Annotated in this window: 25 protein-coding genes; 9 read left to right on the top strand and 16 right to left on the bottom strand. The window is 59.0% G+C overall.

From position 1 onward, the window contains the following. Nucleotides 1–34 precede the first annotated feature (34 nt). Nucleotides 35–1,447, top strand: a complete 1,413-nt coding sequence (gene rsmF, locus FBAL_RS09470) for a 16S rRNA (cytosine(1407)-C(5))-methyltransferase RsmF (RefSeq protein ID WP_013345375.1) — start codon at nucleotides 35–37, stop codon at nucleotides 1,445–1,447. Nucleotides 1,448–1,648: 201 nt separating this feature from the next. Here the strand turns inward: rsmF and FBAL_RS09465 are convergent, their stop codons facing one another. The 9 genes from FBAL_RS09465 to apbC are packed head-to-tail and all read right to left on the bottom strand — an operon-like array spanning nucleotide 1,649 to nucleotide 8,552. Then, nucleotides 1,649–2,416 carry a TatD family hydrolase gene (locus FBAL_RS09465; RefSeq protein ID WP_013345374.1) on the bottom strand — a complete coding sequence of 256 codons (768 nt, stop codon included), beginning with the start codon at nucleotides 2,414–2,416 and terminating at the stop codon, nucleotides 1,649–1,651. Between the two features lie 43 nt (nucleotides 2,417–2,459). Beyond that, a complete protein-coding gene (locus tag FBAL_RS09460) occupies nucleotides 2,460–2,786 on the bottom strand; it encodes a PilZ domain-containing protein (protein WP_013345373.1) in 327 nt (108 codons plus the stop codon). Between the two features lie 6 nt (nucleotides 2,787–2,792). Next, nucleotides 2,793–3,698: a DNA polymerase III subunit delta' gene (gene holB / locus FBAL_RS09455; RefSeq protein ID WP_013345372.1), complete on the bottom strand. Its 906-nt coding sequence runs from the start codon at nucleotides 3,696–3,698 to the stop codon at nucleotides 2,793–2,795. Further along, nucleotides 3,695–4,318 carry a dTMP kinase gene (tmk, locus tag FBAL_RS09450; RefSeq protein ID WP_013345371.1) on the bottom strand — a complete coding sequence of 208 codons (624 nt, stop codon included), beginning with the start codon at nucleotides 4,316–4,318 and terminating at the stop codon, nucleotides 3,695–3,697. Before tmk ends, holB begins: the two co-directional genes overlap by 4 nt. Before the next feature lie 3 nt (nucleotides 4,319–4,321). After that, nucleotides 4,322–5,335: an endolytic transglycosylase MltG gene (gene mltG / locus FBAL_RS09445; protein ID WP_013345370.1), complete on the bottom strand. Its 1,014-nt coding sequence runs from the start codon at nucleotides 5,333–5,335 to the stop codon at nucleotides 4,322–4,324. Then, complete coding sequence (pabC, locus tag FBAL_RS09440) at nucleotides 5,326–6,138, bottom strand: aminodeoxychorismate lyase (RefSeq protein ID WP_013345369.1); 813 nt, start codon at nucleotides 6,136–6,138, stop codon at nucleotides 5,326–5,328. The genes mltG and pabC overlap by 10 nt, the downstream gene beginning before the upstream one ends. After that, complete coding sequence (gene dcd / locus FBAL_RS09435) at nucleotides 6,135–6,719, bottom strand: dCTP deaminase (protein ID WP_013345368.1); 585 nt, start codon at nucleotides 6,717–6,719, stop codon at nucleotides 6,135–6,137. Before dcd ends, pabC begins: the two co-directional genes overlap by 4 nt. 27 nt (nucleotides 6,720–6,746) lie before the next feature. Beyond that, entirely contained in the window at nucleotides 6,747–7,391 is a 645-nt protein-coding gene (gene udk / locus FBAL_RS09430) for a uridine kinase (RefSeq protein WP_013345367.1), read from the bottom strand. Between the two features lie 48 nt (nucleotides 7,392–7,439). Next, nucleotides 7,440–8,552 (bottom strand): iron-sulfur cluster carrier protein ApbC, encoded by a 1,113-nt coding sequence (gene apbC, locus FBAL_RS09425; protein WP_013345366.1) that lies wholly within the window; start codon nucleotides 8,550–8,552, stop codon nucleotides 7,440–7,442. 142 nt (nucleotides 8,553–8,694) lie between these two features. Here apbC and metG point away from each other — a divergent pair, with 142 nt between their 5' ends. The 3 genes from metG to FBAL_RS09410 all read left to right on the top strand — a co-directional run bounded on the left by metG (nucleotide 8,695) and on the right by FBAL_RS09410 (nucleotide 14,173). Next, nucleotides 8,695–10,767, top strand: coding sequence for a methionine--tRNA ligase (gene metG / locus FBAL_RS09420; protein ID WP_425357362.1), 2,073 nt, complete (start codon nucleotides 8,695–8,697; stop codon nucleotides 10,765–10,767). Nucleotides 10,768–10,885: 118 nt separating this feature from the next. Further along, nucleotides 10,886–12,319, top strand: a complete 1,434-nt coding sequence (locus tag FBAL_RS09415) for a DUF4384 domain-containing protein (RefSeq protein ID WP_013345364.1) — start codon at nucleotides 10,886–10,888, stop codon at nucleotides 12,317–12,319. Nucleotides 12,320–12,382: 63 nt separating this feature from the next. Next, nucleotides 12,383–14,173 carry a cation:proton antiporter gene (locus FBAL_RS09410; protein ID WP_013345363.1) on the top strand — a complete coding sequence of 597 codons (1,791 nt, stop codon included), beginning with the start codon at nucleotides 12,383–12,385 and terminating at the stop codon, nucleotides 14,171–14,173. On the opposite strand, the gene FBAL_RS09405 is transcribed toward FBAL_RS09410, so the two are convergent. Both FBAL_RS09405 and FBAL_RS09400 read right to left on the bottom strand, forming a co-directional pair. After that, nucleotides 14,170–14,925, bottom strand: coding sequence for a Nif3-like dinuclear metal center hexameric protein (locus tag FBAL_RS09405; protein ID WP_013345362.1), 756 nt, complete (start codon nucleotides 14,923–14,925; stop codon nucleotides 14,170–14,172). The genes FBAL_RS09410 and FBAL_RS09405 overlap by 4 nt on opposite strands. Before the next feature lie 8 nt (nucleotides 14,926–14,933). Beyond that, entirely contained in the window at nucleotides 14,934–15,926 is a 993-nt protein-coding gene (locus tag FBAL_RS09400) for a 2-hydroxyacid dehydrogenase (protein WP_013345361.1), read from the bottom strand. Nucleotides 15,927–16,165: 239 nt separating this feature from the next. Between FBAL_RS09400 and FBAL_RS09395 the strand changes: the two genes are divergently transcribed. After that, on the top strand, nucleotides 16,166–16,513 hold the full coding sequence (locus FBAL_RS09395) for a hypothetical protein (RefSeq protein ID WP_013345360.1): 348 nt from the start codon (nucleotides 16,166–16,168) through the stop codon (nucleotides 16,511–16,513). 40 nt (nucleotides 16,514–16,553) lie between these two features. Then, nucleotides 16,554–17,348, top strand: a complete 795-nt coding sequence (locus FBAL_RS09390; protein ID WP_013345359.1) for a DUF1853 family protein — start codon at nucleotides 16,554–16,556, stop codon at nucleotides 17,346–17,348. Between the two features lie 74 nt (nucleotides 17,349–17,422). On the opposite strand, the gene rplT is transcribed toward FBAL_RS09390, so the two are convergent. The 4 genes from rplT to thrS form a co-directional block, all read right to left on the bottom strand. Continuing rightward, the gene (gene rplT / locus FBAL_RS09385; RefSeq protein WP_013345358.1) at nucleotides 17,423–17,782 is read right to left on the bottom strand and encodes a 50S ribosomal protein L20; all 360 of its coding nucleotides are present in this window, start codon (nucleotides 17,780–17,782) and stop codon (nucleotides 17,423–17,425) included. Between the two features lie 21 nt (nucleotides 17,783–17,803). Next, the gene (gene rpmI, locus FBAL_RS09380) at nucleotides 17,804–18,001 is read right to left on the bottom strand and encodes a 50S ribosomal protein L35 (RefSeq protein WP_013345357.1); all 198 of its coding nucleotides are present in this window, start codon (nucleotides 17,999–18,001) and stop codon (nucleotides 17,804–17,806) included. Between the two features lie 91 nt (nucleotides 18,002–18,092). Continuing rightward, nucleotides 18,093–18,611 (bottom strand): translation initiation factor IF-3, encoded by a 519-nt coding sequence (gene infC, locus FBAL_RS09375; RefSeq protein ID WP_013345356.1) that lies wholly within the window; start codon nucleotides 18,609–18,611, stop codon nucleotides 18,093–18,095. A gap of 30 nt (nucleotides 18,612–18,641) precedes the next feature. Further along, nucleotides 18,642–20,576: a threonine--tRNA ligase gene (gene thrS, locus FBAL_RS09370; protein ID WP_013345355.1), complete on the bottom strand. Its 1,935-nt coding sequence runs from the start codon at nucleotides 20,574–20,576 to the stop codon at nucleotides 18,642–18,644. A 271-nt stretch (nucleotides 20,577–20,847) separates the two neighbouring features. Between thrS and FBAL_RS09365 the strand changes: the two genes are divergently transcribed. From FBAL_RS09365 to FBAL_RS09355, 3 genes are read left to right on the top strand one after another with little or no spacing between them, the layout of a single operon-like run. After that, on the top strand, nucleotides 20,848–21,714 hold the full coding sequence (locus tag FBAL_RS09365) for a fructosamine kinase family protein (protein WP_013345354.1): 867 nt from the start codon (nucleotides 20,848–20,850) through the stop codon (nucleotides 21,712–21,714). Beyond that, a complete protein-coding gene (locus FBAL_RS09360; protein WP_013345353.1) occupies nucleotides 21,704–22,456 on the top strand; it encodes a pteridine reductase in 753 nt (250 codons plus the stop codon). Before FBAL_RS09365 ends, FBAL_RS09360 begins: the two co-directional genes overlap by 11 nt. Before the next feature lie 2 nt (nucleotides 22,457–22,458). After that, complete coding sequence (locus tag FBAL_RS09355; RefSeq protein ID WP_013345352.1) at nucleotides 22,459–22,665, top strand: CPXCG motif-containing cysteine-rich protein; 207 nt, start codon at nucleotides 22,459–22,461, stop codon at nucleotides 22,663–22,665. Here FBAL_RS09355 and FBAL_RS09350 read toward each other — a convergent pair. Further along, nucleotides 22,659–23,270: a riboflavin synthase gene (locus tag FBAL_RS09350; protein ID WP_013345351.1), complete on the bottom strand. Its 612-nt coding sequence runs from the start codon at nucleotides 23,268–23,270 to the stop codon at nucleotides 22,659–22,661. The two genes, FBAL_RS09355 and FBAL_RS09350, sit on opposite strands and share 7 nt — an antisense overlap. Nucleotides 23,271–23,287: the final 17 nt, after the last annotated feature.

The raw sequence follows: 23,287 nt of genomic DNA, 5'->3' as shown, positions 1-23,287 counted from the left end.
AGTTGCCGCCGTTTTACCCTCAAGGACCCGGAACATGGCGCCCTTCCCCCAACAATTTCTGGACAGCATCAAGGCGATTCTGCCCGCCCATCTTACCCTCGATGATTTCATCGCGTACAGCGGCCAACCGCTGCGTCGTTCCATACGCGTCAATACGTTAAAGATCAGCGTGGAAGGCTTTGTCGAGTTAATGAGCGATAAGGGCTGGACCCTGACCCCGGTGCCTTGGTGCGAAGAGGGCTTTTGGCTTGAGCGCGACGACGAAAGCCAAACCCTGGGGAACACGGCTGAGCACCTTGCTGGCCTGTTTTACATTCAGGAGGCGTCCTCGATGATGCCACCTACCGCGCTGTTTACTCACAGCCATGCCCCCCAGCGTGTGTTGGATGTGGCGTCCGCACCGGGCTCAAAGACCACCCAGATTGCCGCACGACTGGACAACCAGGGCCTGCTGCTGGCCAATGAGTACTCCTCCAGCCGACTCAAGGGCCTGCACGCCAACTTATCGCGTCTGGGGATCCGCAATGTGGTGATGACCCATTTTGACGGAAGGGTGTTTGGTCCGGCACTGCCGGAACAGTTCGATGCCATCCTGCTGGACGCGCCCTGCTCCGGCGAAGGCACCATTCGCAAAGACCCGGATGCCTTTGCCAACTGGGACCCGGAATCGGTTGAGGAGATCGCTGAACTGCAGCGGGGTTTGATTGAGTCCGCGTTTGCAGCCCTCAAACCCGGTGGCCTGCTGGTTTACTCCACCTGCACCCTGAACCACCGGGAGAATCAGGATGTGTGCCAGCATCTGCTGGACCAATACCCGGACGCAGTGGAAGTGGAAAACCTGGCCGACCTGTTCCCCGGCGCGGATCGCGCCACCACTGATGAAGGCTACCTGCACGTCTGGCCGCAGATCTACGACTCCGAAGGGTTCTTTGTGGCTGCCCTGCGTAAAACCGCCAGCATCGACACCGAACAGCGTCGCTACAAGCTGGGCAAGTTTCCCTACCTGCCCGCCAAGCGTGCGGAGGTCGAGTCGGTTACCGAGTACCTGGCCGGGCAGCTTGGGCTCAGCCTGCCCGAAGATGGGCGCATCATGGCACGCGACAGCGAACTGTGGTGGTTCCCTGAGGGGCTGGAACACTGGATCGGTACCATCCGGATGGATCGGATGGGCCTGAAACTGGCAGAAACCCACAAGAAAGGGTTCAAGACGTTCCACGAAGCGGCCATGGCTTTAGCACTGGACGATGACAAAGCGGTGGCACTGAGTAACGGTGAAGCGGAGCAATACCTGATGGGCCGCGACGTCAGTCGCAGCAGCGCCGAAGGCAAGGGCGAGGTTGTTGTAACCTGGCTTGGCCACCCGCTGGGATTGGCGAAATGGGTGGGCAGTCGCCTCAAGAATGCGCTGCCGCGAGAACTGGTGCGGGATAAGATCAGCACCCGCTGAGAAACGTGCTGTTACGAAATATCGGGGATTGGTGCTGCAAATCGACCAGACTGGTCTACGCTTACAGCCTACAAGGTGCCCGAGGTGGCACGATCCCCTTCCCCTAAGCTCGTGACATCGGAGTCGTCGCGGGCTTTTTTTTGTGCGTAAACAACGCAAAGGGCAGCCTGTGGCTGCCCTTTTCTGATCACCGCGGACGACTTATCGCGCCCCGGGGAACAAGCGATAGAAGTTCTCGCTGGTCTGTTCCAGTAACGCTTCGTAACGCACCTGCTTCAGGTCAGCCACAAACTGGGCCACTTCATGCACGTAAGCGGGCTGGTTGGTTTTGCCCCGGTATGGTACCGGCGCCAGATAGGGAGAGTCGGTTTCCACTAACAGGCGATCCATGGGCACTTTTCGCACCACGTCACGCAACGCTTCGGCATTGCGGAACGTTACGATACCGCTGATGGAGATGTGAAGGCCCAAATCGAGGGCGTCACGCGCCATCTCCCAAGTTTCCGTAAAGCAGTGCAATACACCGTTCTGGCCCTGGCACTCACGCCACACCCCCAGGGTGTCCTCACGGGCATCCCGGGTGTGGATAATCACCGGCTTATTCAGCTGGTTGGCCAACTCGATATGGCTGGCAAACGCGGCTTGCTGCGCCTCGACATTATCCTGGCTGTAGTAGTAATCCAGACCGGTTTCACCCAGTGCCACCACCTCAGTGGCCGCCGCTTCCTGCGCCAGCCAGGCCGGATCAAATCCATCCTTGATGTCGAGGGGATGCACGCCACAGGAGATCACCACCTCGGGATGGGGCGCCGCCAGCGCTTTCATGCGGGGATAGCCCTTTTGCGATACGGAGACGCAAAGGAACTTCTCTACGCCACGAGCTCGGGCCGCGTCGAGGATGGGTTGCAGATCACCCGGCTGGTCGCCTTCTACGAGGCGGTCCAGGTGACAATGGGAATCGATGAGCACAGGGGAACGCTCCACTAAAAAACCGGGCCGCAAGGGTACCCGGCTACATAGTGGAGGTCAATTGATTGGAGCCGAGCTGGTCAGCCAGCAGTTGTTCAATGCGGGGCTTATGGGGGTTCTGCTCGTCGCCAAAGGCGATGCCAACACCGGGCGGGCGTCCACCCTGAGAACCCAGGGGATTGATCCACACCACCTTGCCACCGAACTCATGCCATTCGGCACTTTCCGGCAGACGGTAGCGCGCCTCGACCCAGTCACCGAGTTGATACTCATGGCTGGAAACGAAAAACAGTCCACCATGCCGGACAAAGGGCATGTAGGCACGAAACAACTGGGCCAAACTGTCGAACTGAACTTCCAATGTCACCATACAGGTTTATGCCCCCTCCTGGGCTCCGCGTCGATATTCCACTATCAATTGCTGAAAGGTGGCCGTCAAGTTGATGCCGGTCTGACGGTCCAGCCAACGTTGCGTCTGCGCCACCTTTTGCATCATGGGGTAACACCACACCGTTTGCTGTGGGTCTGCCTCACACTGCGATAATAGCTCAAAGTACAACACCTTGAGTACTGTCGGCGCCTGTTCCGCATCCACTTGACTCAATACCGGATCCAGCAACCCGTGGTTCAGACTGCGCTGCCAGCCCTGGCGCAAGGTCGCCAGCTGGTCCAGCTTGCCCTCTTCAACCGCATGACGAATGGCCAATGGCCCCCCGAGAATACGGGGCCAGTATGCCCACGATGCCAGTGCGTTGCCCTGCTCCCCCAGAAACTGCTCAATCGCAGCGGCAGAAGGCATCGGTACCACCAGCCGCTGACAGCGGCTGACAATGGTCGGCAACAACGGCTGCCCCGGCCCGACCACCAACACCAGGTACACGCCCGCTGGCGGCTCCTCAAGGGTTTTCAGCAGCGCGTTGGCAGACGCCGCGTTGAGACGTTGAGCCTGATGGATGATCGCCACCCGCGCGCCGCCTTGGTGGGCCGTACCCGCCAACTGGCTGATCAGGCCACGCACCGCATCCACTTTGATCTGCTGCCCTTCCGGTGCCAGCTCGTAGCGGTCAGGGTGATGACCCGCAGCCAGCAGTTGGCATCCTTTACAGTGGCCACAACCACGCCCTTCGAGACAGAGCAGACGGGAGACGATCCAGTCGGCCAGCAGACTCTTACCGACGCCGGCAGGCCCCTGCAGGATCAGCGCATGCCCCAGCCGCCCTTGCTGGCGCTGTTGCTGCCACTGTTCGGCAACCGGCAGAAGCCAGGGGTAGCCTTCGATCATAGGCCCGCGTCCAGCGCATTAATCAGCGACTGATGCACCTGTTCCAGGCTTTGGCCCGCATCAATGGTCACAATGCGGGGGTCGGCCGCCGCTTCCGCCTGATAGGTGGCCCGGGCACGCTGGAAGAAGGCCAGCGCCTCCTGTTCAATGCGATCCAGTTCACCACGGGCACGGGCCCGGGCCAGACCGACGGCCGGGTCGATATCAAGGTAGAGGGTGAGGTCCGGGGCGAAATCCCCCAGCGTCAGCGCCGACAGGCGCGCCACCGGCTCCGCCAGTCCCCGGCCGCCGCCCTGATAGGCTTTACTGGACAGGTCATGACGGTCGCCCACCACGATGGCACCGCGAGCCAGTGCCGGCTTGATGACGGACTCCACCAACTGGGCGCGACAGGCATACACCATCAGCAGCTCGGTCATGGGGGCCATCGCCTCTTCCCGGGGTTGCTTCCAGATCGCCCGGATCTCTTCCGCCAGGGGGGTGCCGCCCGGTTCGCGGGTATGAACAATCTCGCGCTCCGGGAAGCGTTGCTTGAGGTATTGGTCCACCACGGCAATGGCGGTACTTTTGCCCGCCCCTTCCAGACCCTCAATTACGATGAATGTGCCTTGCTCTGTCATGCTTTAACGATTTCTGATGTAGCGGTTAACCGCGTTGTTGTGTTCCCGCAGGGTGCGGGAGAACTGATGAGACCCGTCACCCTTGGACACAAAGTAGAGGTAGTCACTCTGCTCCGGGTTCACCGCGGCCTGCAATGAGGCCAGCGAAGGGTTGGCGATTGGGGTCGGCGGCAAACCGTGAATGCGGTAGGTGTTGTACGGCGTCCAGGTGTTCAGGTGCTTACGGGTGATGCGCCCCTGGTAATCCTCTCCCACTCCATAGATCACGGTCGGATCGGTCTGCAGGCGCATCCCTTTATTCAGTCGGTTGACGAACACCGAACTGACCAGGCGACGCTCCTCCGGCTTGCCGGTTTCCTTCTCGATGATGGAGGCCAGGATCAGCATCTCATAGGGGGTGTCGATGGGCAGGTTTTTTACCCGTTGAGCCCAAACGGTTTCCACCGCAGACTCCATTTGATCGAAAGCGCGCTGAAGGATCGCCAGATCCGTAGTCCCTGCGGTAAAGGCGTAGGTATCGGGATAGAGCCAGCCCTCTACCGGCTGGTCCGCCAGCCCAAGGGCCATGTCCAGCGCCGCAATGTCTTCCAGAGTGGCCTGGATCCGCGGATGCGCCTGCACCTGAGCCAGCCACTGCTTTGCGGTGCCGCCCTCAACCAGGGTGATCTGGAACTGCTTTTCATCGCCGGCCACCAGCAGTGCCAGAGCCTGAGCCACGGTCATGTCGGGGGCCAGTTCATAGGTGCCGGATTTAATGGCGGTCAGTTCGGGCTGGAGTTTCAGCGCCAGACGGAGCCAGAAACGTTGCTCAATCCAACCGGCTTTTTCCCAGTCTGCCAGTAGGGTTCCTGCGTTGGCGCCCCGAGTCAGGGTAATCTCTTCCGGTTGCGTCAATTGCAACGGTTGCACCATCGCTTGTTGCGTCTGGTACCAGGCAAAACCTGCCCCTGCCAGGGTTACGGTAATGGTCAGGCCGGAGGCCACCAGAATGCCTTTAAGCCAGGCCTTTAACGCCATAATTGATGGCTCTCCAATAACAGATCCGCCAGTTGGCGGTTTAAGCGTTTCTCTCCGATATGGCGCAGCGGCATCACGCCCATCAGGGCATTGGTGACAAAGGCTTCGGCCACATCGGTTAACTCTTCCACCCTGACCCGGCGTTCCACCACCTTTAACCCGGACTGGGCCAGCAACGCCATAACCTCTGCGCGCATGACGCCGGCGATACCGCATTCGGACAGGCTTGGGGTTACGACGGTGCCATCAGCAAACACCAGAAACAGGTTGCCAGCACTGGCTTCCACCAGGTGGCCATGGCCATCACAGACCAGCAACTCATCGACGTTTCGACTCGCCGCTTCCTGCTTGATCAGAACCTGCTCCAGCCGCCCGAGGGTTTTCAGACCAACCAGCGGGCCCCCCGTCGCCAGAGTGAGTTCAGCCACCTCAGCATCGATGCCCTGTTGTTGCCATTGACGGTAGTGGGAGGGAAAGGGGGAGAGGGCCAACAATCGGCGGGGAATCGCCGGCCATTGGCCCTGATAGCCCCGGCCCGCACTGCCGCGGGTCAGGGTCAGGCGCAGGCAACCGAGCTCAACGCCCTGGCTGGCCTGCTGAATCTCCGCTTCCAGTTGATGCCAGTCCTGCTGGGCAAAACCCAATCGGTCATTGGCTTCAGCCAGTCGCGTTTGATGGCGCTGCCAGAGCACCACCCCACCCTGCTGAACCAGCATGGTGGTGAAGTGGCCATCCCCGAGAGTCAGGCCACGGTCGTCGCCGGGAACCGTTGCGGTTGGCCGGCCGTCGAGCCAGCGTGTCATCCGTCCTGGCTGATACGGCTGGCTACGGCGCCTGATTGCCCTTTGTACTTGGCATCCTGGCGTTGGTTATAGGGACGGGCACAGGGGCCGGACAGACGTTCGAAGTTCAACGCGCCAATCGGCATACCCGGTCTCAGCGCCAGCGGCAATTTACCGCTGTTAAAGAACTCCAGAACAATCTGGCCGGACCAACCCGGATCGATCCGGTGCGCGGTAACGTGCACCATCAAGCCCAGACGGGCCAACGAAGAGCGGCCATCAAGCCACCCCACAACGTCGGCCGGCAGGGTGACCGCTTCATGGGTCACCCCCAGAGCCAGCTCACCGGGGTGCAGGAAGAAGGCCTGATCGTCACCGATTAGCAACTCGTCACTCATGACCCCTTCCAGCGCCTTTTGCACCTCTTCCCGGGGGCCGGAAAGATCGATGTAAGGCGCAGTATGGTCCTGGAACACGCGGAAGCGGTTGCCAAGGGTCACGTCAACGGTCACGCCGCTGATCTTGTCGTTAGACGGGCGCGGTTCAATGACGATCCGCTCGGCGTCCAGGTATTCGAGGATTTCGATGTCGTTCAGGCGCATCCTTACCTTCCAGAAGTTTTGTTGTTGTTATTCGCCGTGCAGCAACTGCATGATTTTCGCCTTGAGAATATCAATGGCGATGCGGTTTTTGCCACCACGCGGCACGATGATGTCAGCGTGCTGCTTGGAGGGCTCGATAAACTGCATAAACATCGGACGCACGGTATGGGTGTACTGGGTCAGTACTGATTCCATGGTGCGTCCGCGCTCTTCCACATCCCGCACCAGACGGCGCATCAGGCAGATATCCAGCGGGGTATCCATAAAGATCGACGCGTGCATCTGCTCGCGCAGGCCAGCGTCGGTCAACAGCAGAATCCCCTCAAGGATGATCACCTTCTTCGGCGTCACAGTGTTGGTGTCGCTCATCCGGGTATGTTCGGAGTAGCTGTAGGTGGGGACTTCCACGCTTTGTCCCGCTTTCAGCTGCTTCAGGTGCTGCAGCAGTAAGGCATGATCCAGTGCCTGCGGATGGTCATAGTTCGTTTTCACCCGCTCGTCCATGGTGAGGTGAGACTGGTCTTTGTAGTAGCAGTCTTCGTTGATCACCTCGATTTGATCGGTCCCCAAATCACGACGCAACTCTTCATAGATGGTGCGGGCGATAAGGCTTTTTCCGGACGCGGACGCGCCGGCGATACCGATGATGACACACTGGGCTTGACTGGGCATGGATTCAGTTCTCAACAGGGGAATAACACATTATGGACGGCGCCAAGTTCAGTCGCTGCTGATCTCAATGGCCAGTGACGGTTCCGGTTCGGAACGTGCCAACAAGGCTGCCGCCGCTTTGCGGGCGATCTCGCGATACGCCGCAGCGATCTCGCCTTCCGGCTCCGCAATGACACTGGGCTGGCCAGAATCAACGTGCTCACGGATGGTGAGATTCAGGGGCAAATCGCCCAAAAGCGGCACATTGTAGCGTTTTGCCGTTTCAATGCCACCGCCAGTTCCGAACGGATGCTCCTTGCTGCCGCACTGGCTGCAGATGTGGTAGCTCATGTTCTCGACGATGCCCAATACCGGGATGTTCACCTTGTTGAACAGGGTGATCCCTTTACGGGCGTCAGAGGTGGCGATCTCCTGAGGTGTGGTGACGATCACCGCACCGGATACCGGCACCTTTTGAGACAGGGTCAACTGGATATCACCGGTGCCCGGTGGCATGTCGATCACCAGGTAGTCCAGTTCCGGCCACTGGGTCTCCTCCAGCAGTTGCACCAGCGCCCCCGCCGCCATCGGACCACGCCACGCCGCGGCGTTGTCTTCGGTAACCATAAAGCCGATGGACATCGCAGCGATGCCGTGAGCAAACGCCGGGGCCATGGTTTTGCCGTCATAGCTGACCGGACGGAAGTCGGTCACGCCCAGCATGATCGGCACAGACGGGCCATAGATGTCGGCATCCAGTACGCCCACACGGGCGCCTTCGGCAGACAGGGCCAGCGCCAGGTTGATGGCGGTGGTGGACTTACCTACCCCGCCTTTGCCGGATGCCACGGCGATCACATTGCGAATGTTCGGGATGGCCGGAATCGAGCCAGCGCTGATGGCGGGCACCGCCAAACCAATTTCGCACTCAACTTCATCCACCTCGTCCAGATCGGACAGTTTCTCAGTCAACGCCATAACGAGGTCACGGTACTGACTTTTGCACGGGTAAGGGAACGCCAGACCCAGTTGCAGACGGCGACCGTCCAGCTCCAGGGCACGGACAATACCGGCGCTGACAATGTCTTGTTCGAGATAGGGATCAATATGCTGTTCCAGGCGGGCAATCACGGCGCTGGAAAGGGGTTCGGGAAGGCCGTTGCGGATGGCTTGGTCGCTCACTGGCGCGCTCCTTTTTGTTGAGTTGGCCACAGTGTACCAGAAGGGTTCGCCAAGGTATGACCATAAAGCAGGCAAAGGTTTGCTCTGTGGGTGAAAAAGCCCTGCCCTTCGGTTAGACTTGGCTCCCTTGTAGTAGCCCGAAATGAATCGAGAGACGATGGCAACCGAGAGTAGAAAAATCCTCGTGACCAGTGCGCTGCCGTACGCCAACGGCCCCATCCACTTAGGTCACATGCTGGAATACATCCAGACCGACATCTGGGTTCGCTTCCAGAACCTGCGTGGCAACAAGTGCACTTACGTGTGTGCGGATGACACACACGGTACCCCGATCATGCTGAAAGCCCAGCAGCTTGGCATGAGCCCCGAGGAGATGATCGCCCAGGTGTCCAAAGAGCACCAGGCCGACTTTGCCGATTTCCACATCGCCTTCGACAACTACCATTCCACCCACAGCGACGAAAACCGCCAGTGGGCGCAGGAGGTTTACCGCCGTCTGCAGGAGGGGGGCTACATCAAAACCAAGGTGATCGAGCAACTGTTCGATCCCGAGAAAGAGATGTTCCTGCCGGACCGCTTTGTAAAAGGCACCTGTCCGAAGTGCGACACCGAAGACCAGTATGGTGACAACTGCGAAAACTGCGGTACCACCTACTCTCCGGTTGAGCTGAAGAACCCGAAATCCGTGCTGTCCGGCGCCACCCCGGTACTGAAAGAGTCCGAGCACTTCTTCTTTGACCTGCCCCAGTTCAAAGAGGTACTGCAACAATGGACCCACTCCGGTGCGCTGCAGTCCGAGATGGCCAACAAGCTGAACGAGTGGTTTGAGCAGGGTCTGCAACAGTGGGACATCAGCCGCGATGCGCCCTACTTCGGTTTCGAGATCCCCGGCACCGACGGCAAGAAGTTCTTCTACGTCTGGCTGGACGCGCCGATCGGCTACATGGGCGCCTTCCAGAACCTGTGCGAACGCCGCGATGACCTGAACTTCGAAGACTACTGGGGTCAGGACTCCGATGCCGAGCTGTACCACTTTATCGGCAAGGACATCATCTACTTCCACAGCCTGTTCTGGCCGGCCATGCTGCACGGTGCCAACCTGCGCAAGCCCACCAACGTGTTTGCCCACGGCTACGTCACCGTAAACGGCGCCAAGATGTCCAAGTCCCGCGGCACCTTTATCAAAGCCCGCACCTACCTGGACCATCTGAACCCGGAATACCTGCGTTACTACTACGCCGCCAAGCTGAACGACCGCATCGACGATCTCGACCTGAACCTGGAAGACTTCGCCCAGCGTGTTAACGCTGACATGGTCGGCAAGCTGGTGAACATCGCTTCCCGTACCGCTGGCTTTATCGCCAAGCGCTTCGACGGCAAGCTGGCTGACGGCATTGATCAGCCGGAACTGCTGGCCGAGTTCCAGAACGCGGCCGAGACCATCGCCAACTTCTACGAAGGCCGCGAGTACGGTAAAGCGATCCGCGAGATCATGGCCCTGGCAGACAAAGCCAACGCCTACATCGCCGACGCAGCACCGTGGCAACTGGCCAAGCAGGAAGGCATGGAGCAGAAAACCCAGGAAGTGTGCTCTATGGGCATCCACCTGTTCCGCATCCTGATGATCTACCTCAAGCCGGTACTGCCCGAGATCGCCAAAGAGACCGAAACCTTCCTCGGTGCCGAACTGACCTGGGACAGCATCAACACCGTGCTGACCGGCCACACCATCAACCCGTTCAAAGCCCTGATCCAGCGCATTGAACCGGCCAAGATCGAAGCGGTTGTAGAAGCCACCAAGGCGGATGCCGAAGCGGAAGCCGCCCTGGCAGGCAAAGCGGCGCTGCAACTGGAGCACAACGACGAGCTTCAGAAAGAGCCGATCGCGGACATCATCAGCTTCGACGAGTTTGCCAAGGTTGACCTGCGCGTTGCCCGCATCGTCAAAGCGGAGCACGTGAAAGGCGCCAACAAGTTGCTGCAGCTGACCCTGGATCTGGGCGGCGAAACCCGTAACGTGTTTGCCGGCATCAAGTCCGCCTACCAGCCGGAAGATCTGGAAGGCCGCCTGACCGTGATGGTGGCCAACCTGGCCCCGCGCAAGATGAAGTTCGGCCTGTCCGAAGGCATGGTTCTGGCCGCCGGCCCGGGTGGTGAGGAGATCCACATCCTCAACCCCGACAGCGGCGCCAAACCTGGCCAACGCATCATGTAATCGAAAACGGAGCCTACGGGCTCCGTTTTTATTTCACAATTCGCTTACATCTTGAGCGGCCAGCGGTTTTTCCCTACTCTCTAGAGCGAATCGGTGAATTCATCGCCAAGGAGAGGCCATGAAACGGATCGCACTAACCGCGTTACTTACCCTCGCCCTTCCCGCTCAGGCCGCAACACTGTGGGCCGAGAGCCAGACCGAGTGTGGCCAGTATGAGGGCCGGCAAGCGTGCCGGGAGGCGGCGGAGCAAGCGGTGCTGGCCTCATTGAGCAAGCAGATCTTTGTGCAGGTTGAATCCCGTGGCGACAGCTTTCAGAACTCCGATGGGGTCTCCCTGTTCACCCTGCAATCCCGGACCCACTCTAACCTTCCCCTTATCGGCGTCAGCCAGCAGTGTGACTACCACCAGGACAGTCAGTTAGTCAGCTGCAGTGGCTCACTGAATCCGGATGAGGTGCTGCCCAACTACGCCCAGCGCATTGACCTGCTCAACCGCGAGCTCCACCAGGGCGTGGCACGGCTGAAAAGCCAGCTGGGAGAGGGTCAGTATCAGCAGTTGCTTGAGCTGTTAACCCTGCAGCAGCAGCTGGAACAGTTCCGGCTGGTGCACGACTTCTTAGCCCCGCAACCCGTTCAACTGCCCTCACTGGGTGAACACCGCGCCCTGTTGCAGACCCAGTTAGCCCAATACAACGATGCCCTGCCGACCCTGGCGCTGGCCAGCGAACGGATCGTCGCCGATCTGAAGCCCTATCAGGGCATCCTGGTGCGGCCCCCGCTCTACCCGCACTCCCAGCAAGTGACCGAGTTTGGCCAGCGTATCGCCAACCAACTGCAGCAGGGGCTGGCCAATCAGCTTGCCACCTCCCGCGATAATGCCCGTTACCTGCTGACCGGGAACTACCAACCCAATGGTCAGGGAATCGACCTGCTCTACAGCCTGGTCGAACTGAACAGCGGCGAAGTTCAGCACACCCAACTGGTGACGCTGCGCCCCCAGGCGTACCAAGGCCTGAGCATCGAGCCCGCCAGTCCCGACTTTGAGCGCCTGCTGTATGCCGGTTACGTGGAACCCTCCGCACTGACGGTCGACCTGCAAACCAACAAGGGCAGCCGGGCCCTTGGCTTCGCTCAGGGGGAAACGGTGCAACTGATGGTTAAGCTGAACCGCTCCGGTTACTTCTACGTGCTGGGCCACACCGGTGAACAACAGGGCTTCAGCTATCTGCTGGAGCTGAATGATGAAACCGGCCCCCATCGGTTCCAGCACTACATCGGGCCGGAGCAAGCCAACAAGTGGGTTCTGCTGGGGGAGTTTGAGGTAGAACCCCCATTTGGCTACGAAATGTTGCAGGTGATCGCCAGCAACCACCCCCTCGACCAGGCGCTGCCCGCCACCCGATACGATCCGAAAACCGGCTATCACCGGGTGGGTGCCAGCCGCGAACAGGCGGTGGGCCAGACCCGCGGACTTAAGCGGATAACCCAACAACAGGATCGGGTCCTCACCGCAGAAGCGGTGCTTTCGTTCACCTCCACTCCCCGGCTCTGAGCCAGGCGCAACCCACCAATAGATTGACTAGACTCAGGTTCCACCACTTGTGGAGCCGAGTCTGTGTCCGTCTCGCCACTGATGGCCCTCGCCGCGTTGGGCCTGCTGTCCATACTCTGCCAATGGAGTGCCTTCCGCCTGAAGGTGCCCGCCATCCTGCCACTTCTGCTGGTGGGCCTGCTACTGGGCCCGGGCCTTGAGTGGCTGCAACCGGACCCGCTATTAGGCGACCTGCTGTTTCCCATCGTCTCGCTGGCGGTGGCGGTGATCCTGTTTGAAGGCAGTCTGACCCTGCGCTTTTCCGACCTTGAGGGACAGGACAGACTGATCACCCTGATGGTAACGGTGGGCATGTTGATCACCTTCGCCATCGGTGCACTCGCCGCCTATTGGCTGCTGGACTTGTCAGCGGGCCTGTCAGCACTGCTGGGCGCCCTGGTGGTGGTCACCGGCCCCACGGTGATTGCCCCGCTGCTGCGCAGCGTCCGCCTGAAACCCAAGCTGGCCACGTTGTTGCACTGGGAGGGGATCCTGATTGACCCCATCGGTGCGCTGTTGGCGGTGCTGGTGTATGAGTATCTGAGTGTGCGTCAGGGGCTGGCCTGGGAACACGCTTTGGGGGCATTCGGCCTGACGGTCCTGACCGGTATCCTGGCAGGCGCCTTGGCCGGTTTCCTGTTGGCACAGGCACTCAAACGACGGATCTTCCCCCACTACCTGGAAACCGTAGCGGTATTGACCCTGATGCTGGCGGCCTTTGCCATCAGTAACGAAATGATGCATGAATCCGGCCTGCTGACGGTAACCGTGATGGGGATATGGCTGGCCAATACCCGGGGCATCGATCTCGACCCCATTATCGAGTTCAAGGAAACCCTGTCGATCCTGCTGATCTCCGCCCTGTTCCTGCTTCTGGCGGCACGCCTGACCCGGGCTGACATCGCCCAGGTGGACGGCGCCGCGCTGCTCTGGTTAGCAGTGTTGGTGCTGATCGCCCGTCCGGTGGCAGTGTTTATCTGTTCCATCGGTTCCGGGTTGAAGCTCAAGGAGCGCTGGATGATTGGCTGGGTGGCCCCCCGTGGCATCGTGGCGGCTGCGGTTTCCTCCCTGTTTGCCCTGAAACTGGCAGACCAAAATCTGGTGGGAACCGAGCGGCTGGTGCCACTGGTGTTCCTGGTGATCATCGCCACCGTCGTCATGCAAAGTTTGTTCACCTCCCCGATGGCACGCTGGCTTGACCTCAAAGCACCACCGAGAAACGGCTTTCTTGTCTTTGGCGCCAATCCATTGGCCAGAACCATCGCCTCGGCACTGGCCCGCTATGACATTCCCGTATTGCTCAGCGATACCAACTGGGAAAGCCTCAGACAGGCCAGGATGCAGGATCTGCCGGTTTACTATGGCAACCCCACGTCGGAACACGCGGACGCCACACTGGACCTCTCACTGGTGAACCGACTGTTGGTGCTGGCCCCCTACCACCGTATGAATGCCGAGGTCGCCTACCACTATCAGGATCGTTTTGGCGCAGACAAGGTGTACCGGCTGCCTGAGCCGGTCAGGGACAACAGCCCAAGGCGGCGACGGGTGGAGCGACACCAATCGCTGTTTGGAGAGGAAGCGTACTTTGGCAAGCTCAGCAGTCTGGTCGCCCAGGGCGCTCAGGTGCGCGCCACAAAGCTCAGTGACAGCTACGGCTGGGAGGATTATCAGGCCAATCAAGGCAAGAAGGGGTTGCCGCTGTTTGCTTTCGACAAAGAGAGAAAACTGAGGGTATTTACCGCCCAGGCCCCGTTTGAACCGGGACCTGGGTGGGAGGTACTGGCACTGCTTAACAATGACGAGAAGGGTTAAACCGGGTTGGGGGTGTCGACAAACTCGACGTCCAGCCCCAGCTCCGCCGCCAGGTATTCACCCAGCGCCTTTACCCCACCGCGCTCCGTAGCGTGATGACCGCAGGCGTAGTAATCGATGCCCTGCTCCACCGCACTGTGATAGGTGCGCTCTGACACTTCGCCAGAGAGAAACGCATCCAGACCGGCCGCCGCGACGCCATCAATGTAATCCTGTGCGCCGCCGGTACACCAGGCGATGGTGCGGATGGCACGCTGGTGGCCGGCAATATGCAGCGGAGGGCGGCTCAACGCATCGCCCACCTTAACGGCCAGCTCATGGCCCGACAGCGGTGGGTCCAGCTCGCCACGCAATACCAGGCTGGTTTCATTGCCCTCTTCAAAAGGCCGGACATTAACGATGCCCAGCGCTTTGGCCAACTGCGCGTTGTTGCCCAGTTCAGGGTGCACGTCCAGCGGCAGATGGTAGGCGATGAGGTTGATGTCGTGCTTAATCAGCTGCTCGATGCGGCGCTTTTTCATGCCGACAATGGGCGCCGCTTCGTTTTTCCAAAAGTAACCGTGGTGGACCAGCAAGGCGTCAGCGCCGGCTGCAACCGCAGCGTCAACGGCGAACTGGTCCGCCGTCACGGCGGTCACCACTTTTCGGATCTCCGGCTTGCCCTCAACCTGCAACCCGTTGGGGGCATAGTCTTTCATCAGCCAGGGTTTCAGCAGTTGGTCCAGCTGGGCCAATAACTCATCTCGTAACATGGGGTCCTTCACAATTCGTTGCCGGTGGTCCGGCCGTCAAAATGGGCTTGCAGGTTGGCGATGGTGGTTTGGCCAATCTCCTCCAGAGCCTCTTTGGTAAAGTAGCCCTGGTGGCCGGTCACCAGCACATTGGGGTAGCTCAGCAACAGGGCGAACACGTCGTCGTGCAGCACCTTGCCGGAGAGGTCGCGGAAGAAGATATCCCCTTCCAGTTCATACACATCCAGCCCCAGATAGCCAATCTTACCCTGTTTCATGCCATCCAGCGCATGCTGTGCGTTGACCAGCGCGCCCCGGGAGGTGTTGATGAGCATCACGCCGTCTTTCATCTGCGCAATGCTGTTCTCATTGACCAGGTGGTAGCTGTCCTCGGTCAACGGGCAGTGCAGTGAGATAACGTCAGATTCACGGTAGATCCGTTCCAGGTCGCAGTATTCACCCAGCGCGGCGGCCTGCTCCGAGGGATAGGGGTCGTAACAGAGGATCTTGCAGCCAAAACCGCTGAGCGCACGCATGGTCGCCAAGCCGATCTTGCCGGTCCCGATGATACCCACCGTACTTTTTTGCAGGTTAAAACCGAGCAGGCCGTCGAGGTCGAAGTTGTGCTCTTTAACCCGGTTGTAGGCTTTGGTGAGTTTGCGGTTAAGGGAGAGCATCATGGCCACGGTGTGCTCGGCCACCGACTCCGGCGAATAACCCGGCACCCGCGCCACCTGCACGCCCAACTCCCGGGCGGCGTCCAGATCCACATTGTTAAAGCCGGCACAGCGCAGCGCGATCATCCGGATGCCATTGGCAACAAGCTGCTCAAGCACTGGCCGGTCGACAATGTCATTCACAAAGCAGGATACCGCATCGTACCCCTCGGTCAGCTTCATGGTGCTCTGTCGCAGCCGGTTCTCAAAATACTCAAGCTGCAAACCGCCCGCCGAGTTGGCCGCGTCGAGAAAATGCTTGTCGTAGGGTTTGCTGGAGAACACCGCAACGCGTTTCAGTTCCATAACTGCCTCTTTATCTGGTTCCGGGCAAGCGCCTGCCCCTGCAAAAGGTGTAGGCGCTTTTGCCCTGCCTTGCCTTATGCAAAGCCGATTGAACCACGCCGTCCATCACCGCAACCGCGTTTTATGATCCAACCTAAGTTCTTAGGGTGACAGGGTAATCTAACGGCAGGTTAGATTGAACTTAACGGGTCTTACGGGTATTATCGGCCGCTGACATTTTCAACAGCGACCATGTAACTATGTCAAAATTGATCAAGGAAGAGGTGATCGCGCAATTCACCGCCGCATACCTCGCCAAACACGGTAAAGAGCCGCAAATCGAACAAAAAGGCAGCTGGTTCAAGGTTGATGACGGCAAGTCCGTACGCCTTGGTGAGCTGGCCGAGATGGCTGCTGAACTGGGTGGCGATGCAGCTGCGGCGCCGGAAGCCAAAGCGGCCCCGGTGAAAACTGCCAAGCCCAAAGCCGCACCGGCTAAAGCCAAGAAGGCTCCGGTTAAAGCCAGCGGTGGTAAGGGTGGCCTCAGCCCCAAAGACGCCTGGGCCAAGAACCTGTCCAAGGGTTCCAAAATGCCCCGGGGCTTCTAAGCTCCAATAAGTAAGCCGACCCTAGGGTCGGCTTTTCTTTATGTCTCTCCCCCACCCCATCCAGCGCGATCTCCACTGGTTGTTGACCAGCCCCCTGCTGGTTACCCGGTCCCCCTACGCCAACAACGACTTTCTGGCGCAGTTCGCCTCGCCACTGCTGCCGCGCCTTCCAACTTTGAACCAATATTGTCAGTCGCCTCTGTGGCAACTGCGTCCCGGCGCCCGCCTTGGGCACTACTATGAGCAGCTCTGGCGACTGGCCATCGACTTGCATCCCGACTATCGGTTGTTGGCCCATAATCTTCTGGTTAAACAGGGCAAGCGGGTGATCGGCAGCGCCGACTTTGTGGTGCAACACCGCCCCAGTGACACACTGGAGCATTGGGAAGTGGCGGTAAAGTTCTACCTGGGACGAGGCCCGGAACTGGCTGACTGGGTGGGTCCGGGCAAGCAGGACAGGCTGGCCGACAAACTCAGTCGGCTGGAGCAGCATCAGTTGCCTCTGCTGATGCATCATGAAGGGCTGCAACAGGTTCAGCAGCGTGGATGGAAGATAAGCACACAACGCGCCCTGTTACAGGGGCGCCTGTACCACCCCGGCGCCGACGACGTTGCGCCAGCCCCGATAGATCCGCGTGCGCCACGAGGCCGCTGGTATCACCACCATGCCCTGCCCCAGGGCCACTACCGATCGCTGCACCGCAGTGACTGGCTGGCAGGCCGTGACTGGCGCCTGTTGCCCCGGTTTGCCCCCTGGCCAGCGCTGACCTGGCCACGCCACCTGCTGTCCGCAGACAGCGGCGAACGCCTTTTTGTGGTGCCGGACAACTGGTGAATTTCAGGCAAGAAAAAAGGGCGCCCTAGGGCACCCTTCTTAACTGGTTCGGTACATTACCCGTGAGGGTAATCTTACTTGGCCAGAGCTTCTTTCGCTTTTTCTACCAGAGCGGCAAATACCACTTTGTCGAATACAGCGATGTCGGCCAGGATCTTACGATCGATCTCAACAGAAGCTTTCTTCAGACCGTTGATGAAACGGCTGTAAGACATGCCGTTCTGACGAGCAGCAGCGTTAATACGGGCGATCCACAGCTGACGGAACACGCGCTTCTTAGCGCGACGGTCACGGTAAGCGTATTGACCAGCCTTGGTAACGGCTTGGAATGCTACACGATAGATACGGCTACGGGCACCATAGTAACCCTTAGCTTGCTTGAGAACTTTCTTGTGACGGGCACGAGCGGTCACACCACGTTTTACGCGAGCCATTGTTTATCTCCTACCAGTCTATTAAGCGTACGGCAGCATGCGCTGTACGGATGCTACGTCTACTTTAGCTACCATTGCAGCAGCGCGCAGATGGCGCTTACGCTTGGTGCTCTTCTTGGTCAGGATATGGCGCAGGTGAGACTGCTTGCGCTTGAAGCCGCCAGAGGCGGTCTTCTTGAAGCGCTTGGCAGCGCCACGGTGAGATTTCATCTTCGGCATTGGAAGAAACTCCGCATTGTTAAATTAAATGAACTGCAAGGCGAACAAAATCAGCCGGGCTCAGGCCCGGCTGATTCGTTACTTGTGGGCCTTACTGTTTCTTTTTGGGCGCGAGAACCATGATGGCCTGGCGGCCTTCCATTTTCGGGAAGGACTCCACCTGAGCCAGCTCTGCAGTATCGTCTTTAATACGATTCAGCAGGTCAAAGCCCAATTGTTGGTGTGCCATTTCACGCCCACGGAAACGCAGTGTTACTTTCACTTTGTCTCCTTCTTCCAAGAAGCGAACCAGGTTGCGTAGTTTTACCTGGTAGTCGCCCACATCAGTTCCAGGGCGGAACTTAAGTTCCTTAACCTGGATCTGCTTGGTCTTTTTGCGCTGCTCGTTAGCAGCCTTACTCTTTTCGTACAAGAACTTACCGTAGTCCATCACACGACAGACCGGCGGCTCGGCATTGGGGCTGATTTCCACCAGATCCAGCTCTGCCGCGGCAGCCATATCCAACGCTTCGTTCAGGGTGACGATGCCAGCCTGTTCGCCTTCAGCATCAATCAGACGCACTTCGCGAGCACGAATTTCTCCGTTGATACGGTTGCGGTCCTTAATCATTGGACCTTTCTGTTTTCCGCCTTTTATAGCTTATTCCTCCAGCATGGTAAGACTGCGGGTGCGAATCTCTTGGGCAACGGCAGCAGCAAACTGCTCCAGCTTCATTTTGCCCAGATCCACCCCGTTTCTTGTACGAATTGCGATCTCCCCATTTTCCATCTCCTGGTCACCACAGACCAGCAGATAGGGAACTCGCTTCAAAGTGTGTTCGCGGATTTTAAAGCCAATCTTCTCGTTTCTCAAGTCCGCTTTTGCGCGAATACCTTGGTCGTTCAGCATTTCGACGACCTGGCGCACATAATCGGCCTGATTGTCGGTAATGTTCATGACCTGTACCTGAGTCGGAGCCAGCCAAGTCGGCAGTTTACCCGCGTATTCTTCAATCAGAATACCGATAAAGCGCTCGAGTGAGCCGAGAATCGCACGGTGGATCATCACCGGCACTTTACGGCTGTTGTCTTCACCCACGTAGCTGACGTCCAGGCGCTCAGGCTGAGGCATGGAGAAGTCCAGCTGGATGGTGCCACACTGCCAGGCGCGATCCAGGCAGTCGTGCAGGGTGAATTCGATCTTCGGACCGTAGAAGGCGCCCTCACCCGGCTGCAGTTCGTACTTCAGGCCATTGGCGTCCAGCGCCTCGGCCAGAGACTTCTCAGCCTTGTCCCACAGGTCATCGGAACCGATGCGCTGCTCCGGACGGGTGGACAGCTTCACTTCGATCTCTTCGAAGCCGAAGGTCTTGTAGGTGTCGTACACCATCTTGATGCAGCTGGTCACCTCATCGAGGATCTGCTCTTCGGTACAGAAGATGTGGGCGTCATCCTGGGTAAAGGAGCGCACGCGCATCAGACCGTGCAGAGAACCAGACGGCTCGTTACGGTGAACCAGGCCAAACTCCGCCATACGGTACGGCAGGTCACGGTAGGACTTCAGGCCCTGCTTAAAGATCTGCAGGTGGCCCGGACAGTTCATCGGCTTCACCGCGTAGGTGCGCTTCTCGGACTCGGTGGCGAAGATCATCTCGGAGTACTTGTCCCAGTGGCCGGAACGTTCCCACATCACCTTATCCATCACCAGCGGGGTACGAACCTCTTCGTAACCGTACTTGTGCAGCTGCTTGCGCATAAAGCCTTCCAGCTCCTGGTAGATGGTCCAGCCGTCGTTGTGCCAGAACACCATGCCCGGGGCCTCTTCCTGCCAATGGAACAGGTCCAGCGCTTTACCGATCTTACGGTGGTCACGCTTGGCGGCTTCTTCCAGACGCTGCAGGTAGGCTTTCAGCTGCTTCTTGTCGGCCCAGGCGGTGCCGTAGATGCGCTGCAGCATCTTGTTGTCAGAGTTACCACGCCAGTAGGCGCCGGCCACGTTCATCAGTTTGAAGTGATGACAGTGGCGCATGTTCGGCACGTGCGGGCCACGGCACATGTCGACGTATTCTTCGTGATGGTACAGACCCGGGCGATCATCACGGCTGATGTTCTCGTCCAGGATCTCCATCTTGTAGGTTTCACCACGAGCTTCGAAGGTGTCCCGCGCTTCCTGCCAGCTGACGACTTTCTTGATGACGTCGTAGTTGGTCTTGGCCAGCTCCAGCATGCGCTTTTCCAGCGCGTCGATGTCTTCCTGGGTCAGCTTATGCTCCAGGTCGATGTCGTAGTAGAAGCCGTTGTCGATAACCGGGCCAATGGCCATTTTGGTTTCCGGAAACAGCTGCTTGATGGCGTGGCCCAGCAGGTGAGCACAAGAGTGACGAATAAACTCCAGGCCCTCTTCGTCGCGAGTGGTGATGATGGCAACGTCGGCGTCGCTCTCAATCAGGTCACAGGCGTCAACCAGTTTGCCGTTAACGCGGCCAGCCAGGCACGCTTTGGCCAGGCCAGGACCGATGTCGTTGGCGATGTCCATAACGGAAACGGGTTTGTCGAATTGGCGTTGGCTGCCATCAGGAAGGGTAATAACGGGCATGTCTTGCTCCAGTTCAGTGGTGATCCACACCAAGGACCACATGAGTGTCTTAATAAAATTGGCGTTCAACCCCGGGCCATGACGTTACCAGTGCCAGTTCACCGAGGCTGAGGGACGCAGTCTATCGGCTATTCCCAAGTCACTCAAGGACGAGTTCATGACAAGACCCGAATGGGTCAATCGATGGGAGTTTTATCCAGATCAGTGTGAAGGTTGTGATTTGTTGGCAATAATAGGGTGCTGCCACTTGAAAGGATCGAGGACAGACAGGATGTGGAACGGTATCAGTCAACAGTTGGGTGACGCCCTCGGGCGCGAGTTCACCATCATCGAAAAGCGCCGCATCAGCGGCGGAGATATCCATCAGGCGTTCGTTATTGCTGACGAGCACGCGCGGGTGTTTGTCAAAATCAATGACAAACCCAGACTGGCCCTGTTTGAACAGGAAGCCCTGGCGCTCACTCGCCTCGCCCAGAGCCGCGAGATTCGCGTCCCTGAAGTGCTGCATTACGGCACCACGGCGGAGCATGCCTTCCTCGCCCTGGAATACCTTGAGCTGGAAAGTGCCAGCGCCTCACAGTGGTATGAGTTCGGCCAACAGCTGGCCCGGTTGCATCGCAGCCAGACTCAGGCCGAATACGGCTTTGACGACGACAACTTTATTGGCACCACAGAACAGCCCAACCGCTGGCAGCGCAATTGGGCCCAGTTTTTTGCAGAGCAACGCATTGGTTGGCAGTTGAAACTGGCCGAAGAGAAAGGGTTTCAGCTGGGCGACCTGAACCGCTGGGTCGACGCCTGTGCCTCCGCACTGCAGGGGCACCAGCCGAAAGCGTCGCTGCTGCACGGCGACCTGTGGCGCGGCAATCTGGGATTCTGCCAGGGCGAGCCGGTGCTGTTTGATCCCGCCAGTTACTACGGTGATCGCGAAACCGATCTGGCCATGTCGGAACTGTTTTCCCGTTTCCCCGGCGACTTCTATAAAGGCTACGACGCCGAGTGGCCGCTCGATCCGGGGTACGTCCGTCGTCGCCCCATCTACCAGCTTTACCACCTGCTGAATCACCTCAACCTGTTTGGTGGCAGTTATCTGCAGCAGTGTCAGCAGCAGTTGCAGGAGCAGTTCTGTGGCCAGTAACACTCCCGTGGCACTGATTACCGGTGCCGGTAAGCGGGTTGGCGCCGCCCTCGCCCGCGCCTTTCACCAGGATGGCTTCAACCTGGTGATCCACTGCCTGCACTCCCGCGCTGAGGCCGACGCTCTGGCGGAGGAATTGAACCAACACCGCCCGGACAGCGCCCGGGTACTCCAGGCTGACCTCAACGATCTCAGCCAGGTGGCGACTCTGGCCCAGCAAACACTGGCGCAATGGCATCGGCTGGACCTGCTGATCAACAACGCCTCCCGTTTCTACCCGACGCCGGTTGGCGACATTGATCAGGCCGCCTGGCACGACCTGGTGGGCAGCAATATGATGGCGCCCTTGTTGCTGAGCCAGGCGCTGGCACCGACCTTAGCCGAGCACAAGGGCAGCATCATCAATATGGTGGATGTGCATGCCCGCAGCCCCCTCAAAGGGCATACACTCTACTGTATGGCCAAGGCGGCACTGGAGATGATGACCAAGTCACTGGCGCTGGAACTGGCACCCCGGGTGCGGGTTAACGCCATCGCACCGGGCGCCATCCTGTGGCCGGCGCAAGGAGAGAATGAGAGTGGCCAACAGGCCGTGCTGGCGCAGGTGCCGCTGGGCCGGTTGGGGGAGCTGGACGAGATCAGTAATACCGCCCGGTTCCTGACCCATCATGCCACCTACCTGACCGGCCAGGTGATCGCCGTTGATGGCGGCCGCAGCCTGGCCCCGTTACAAGGAGCCTGACCATGAAACTGGGCGCAACTGAGCAGATCATCTCCTGTCCACACTGTGGCCACCACACCCGGGTGCAGATCGACAGCAGCGGCGGCGATCAGGAGTTCTTTGAGGACTGCAGCGCCTGCTGCAGCCCCATCCACCTGAGATTGCACATCGACGAACTGGAGCAGAAGGTGCAACTGTTCGTCGATGCGGATGACGAGCAGAATTACTGACCGCGTGCCGCCAGTACTCGTTCCACCGTATCCACGATGGTTTGGGTCTGGCTGTCGATCTCGATATTGAACACGGTGCCGACCACGGCCTCGCCCAGGTTGGTGATGCTCAGCGTTTCCGGAATAAGGTAAAGCGCAAAGCCATCCTCAAACACCTCGCCTACGGTCAGGCTGCAGCCGTTCACCGCCACAAAGCCCTTATGCAGGATGTACTTCATCCAGCGCGGGTCCAGCGTCAGGCGCATCCGACAGTTGGTGTCGGTTTTGGTCAGTTCGGTCAGCGTGGCGCGGGTATGGACGTGACCGGACACCACGTGGCCTCCCACCTCTTTACCAAACACCAGTGACCGCTCAATGTTGACCCGGCTCCCGACCTCAACAAATTCCAGGTTGGTCAGGCGCAAGGTCTCTTCCATGACATCGAAAAAGACCTTATTATCCTCGAGCTTAGTGACCGTAAGGCACACGCCGTTGTTGGCCACACTGGCCCCGATCTCCAGGTTCTCTCTTTCCCGATCTTCCAGCGCGACTACCAGAGTGCGCAGTTGATCCCTTTCCTCGATCGCCACAATGGGCGCGGTTGTCGTCACGATGCCGGTAAACATTTCGCTACTCGCTTACA

It is taken from the genome of Ferrimonas balearica DSM 9799 (assembly GCF_000148645.1).
GTDB classification, from domain to species: Bacteria; Pseudomonadota; Gammaproteobacteria; order Enterobacterales; family Shewanellaceae; genus Ferrimonas; species Ferrimonas balearica.
The sequence above is the reverse complement of the archived record's forward strand: the minus strand, read 5'-3'. Positions and strand labels throughout refer to the sequence as shown.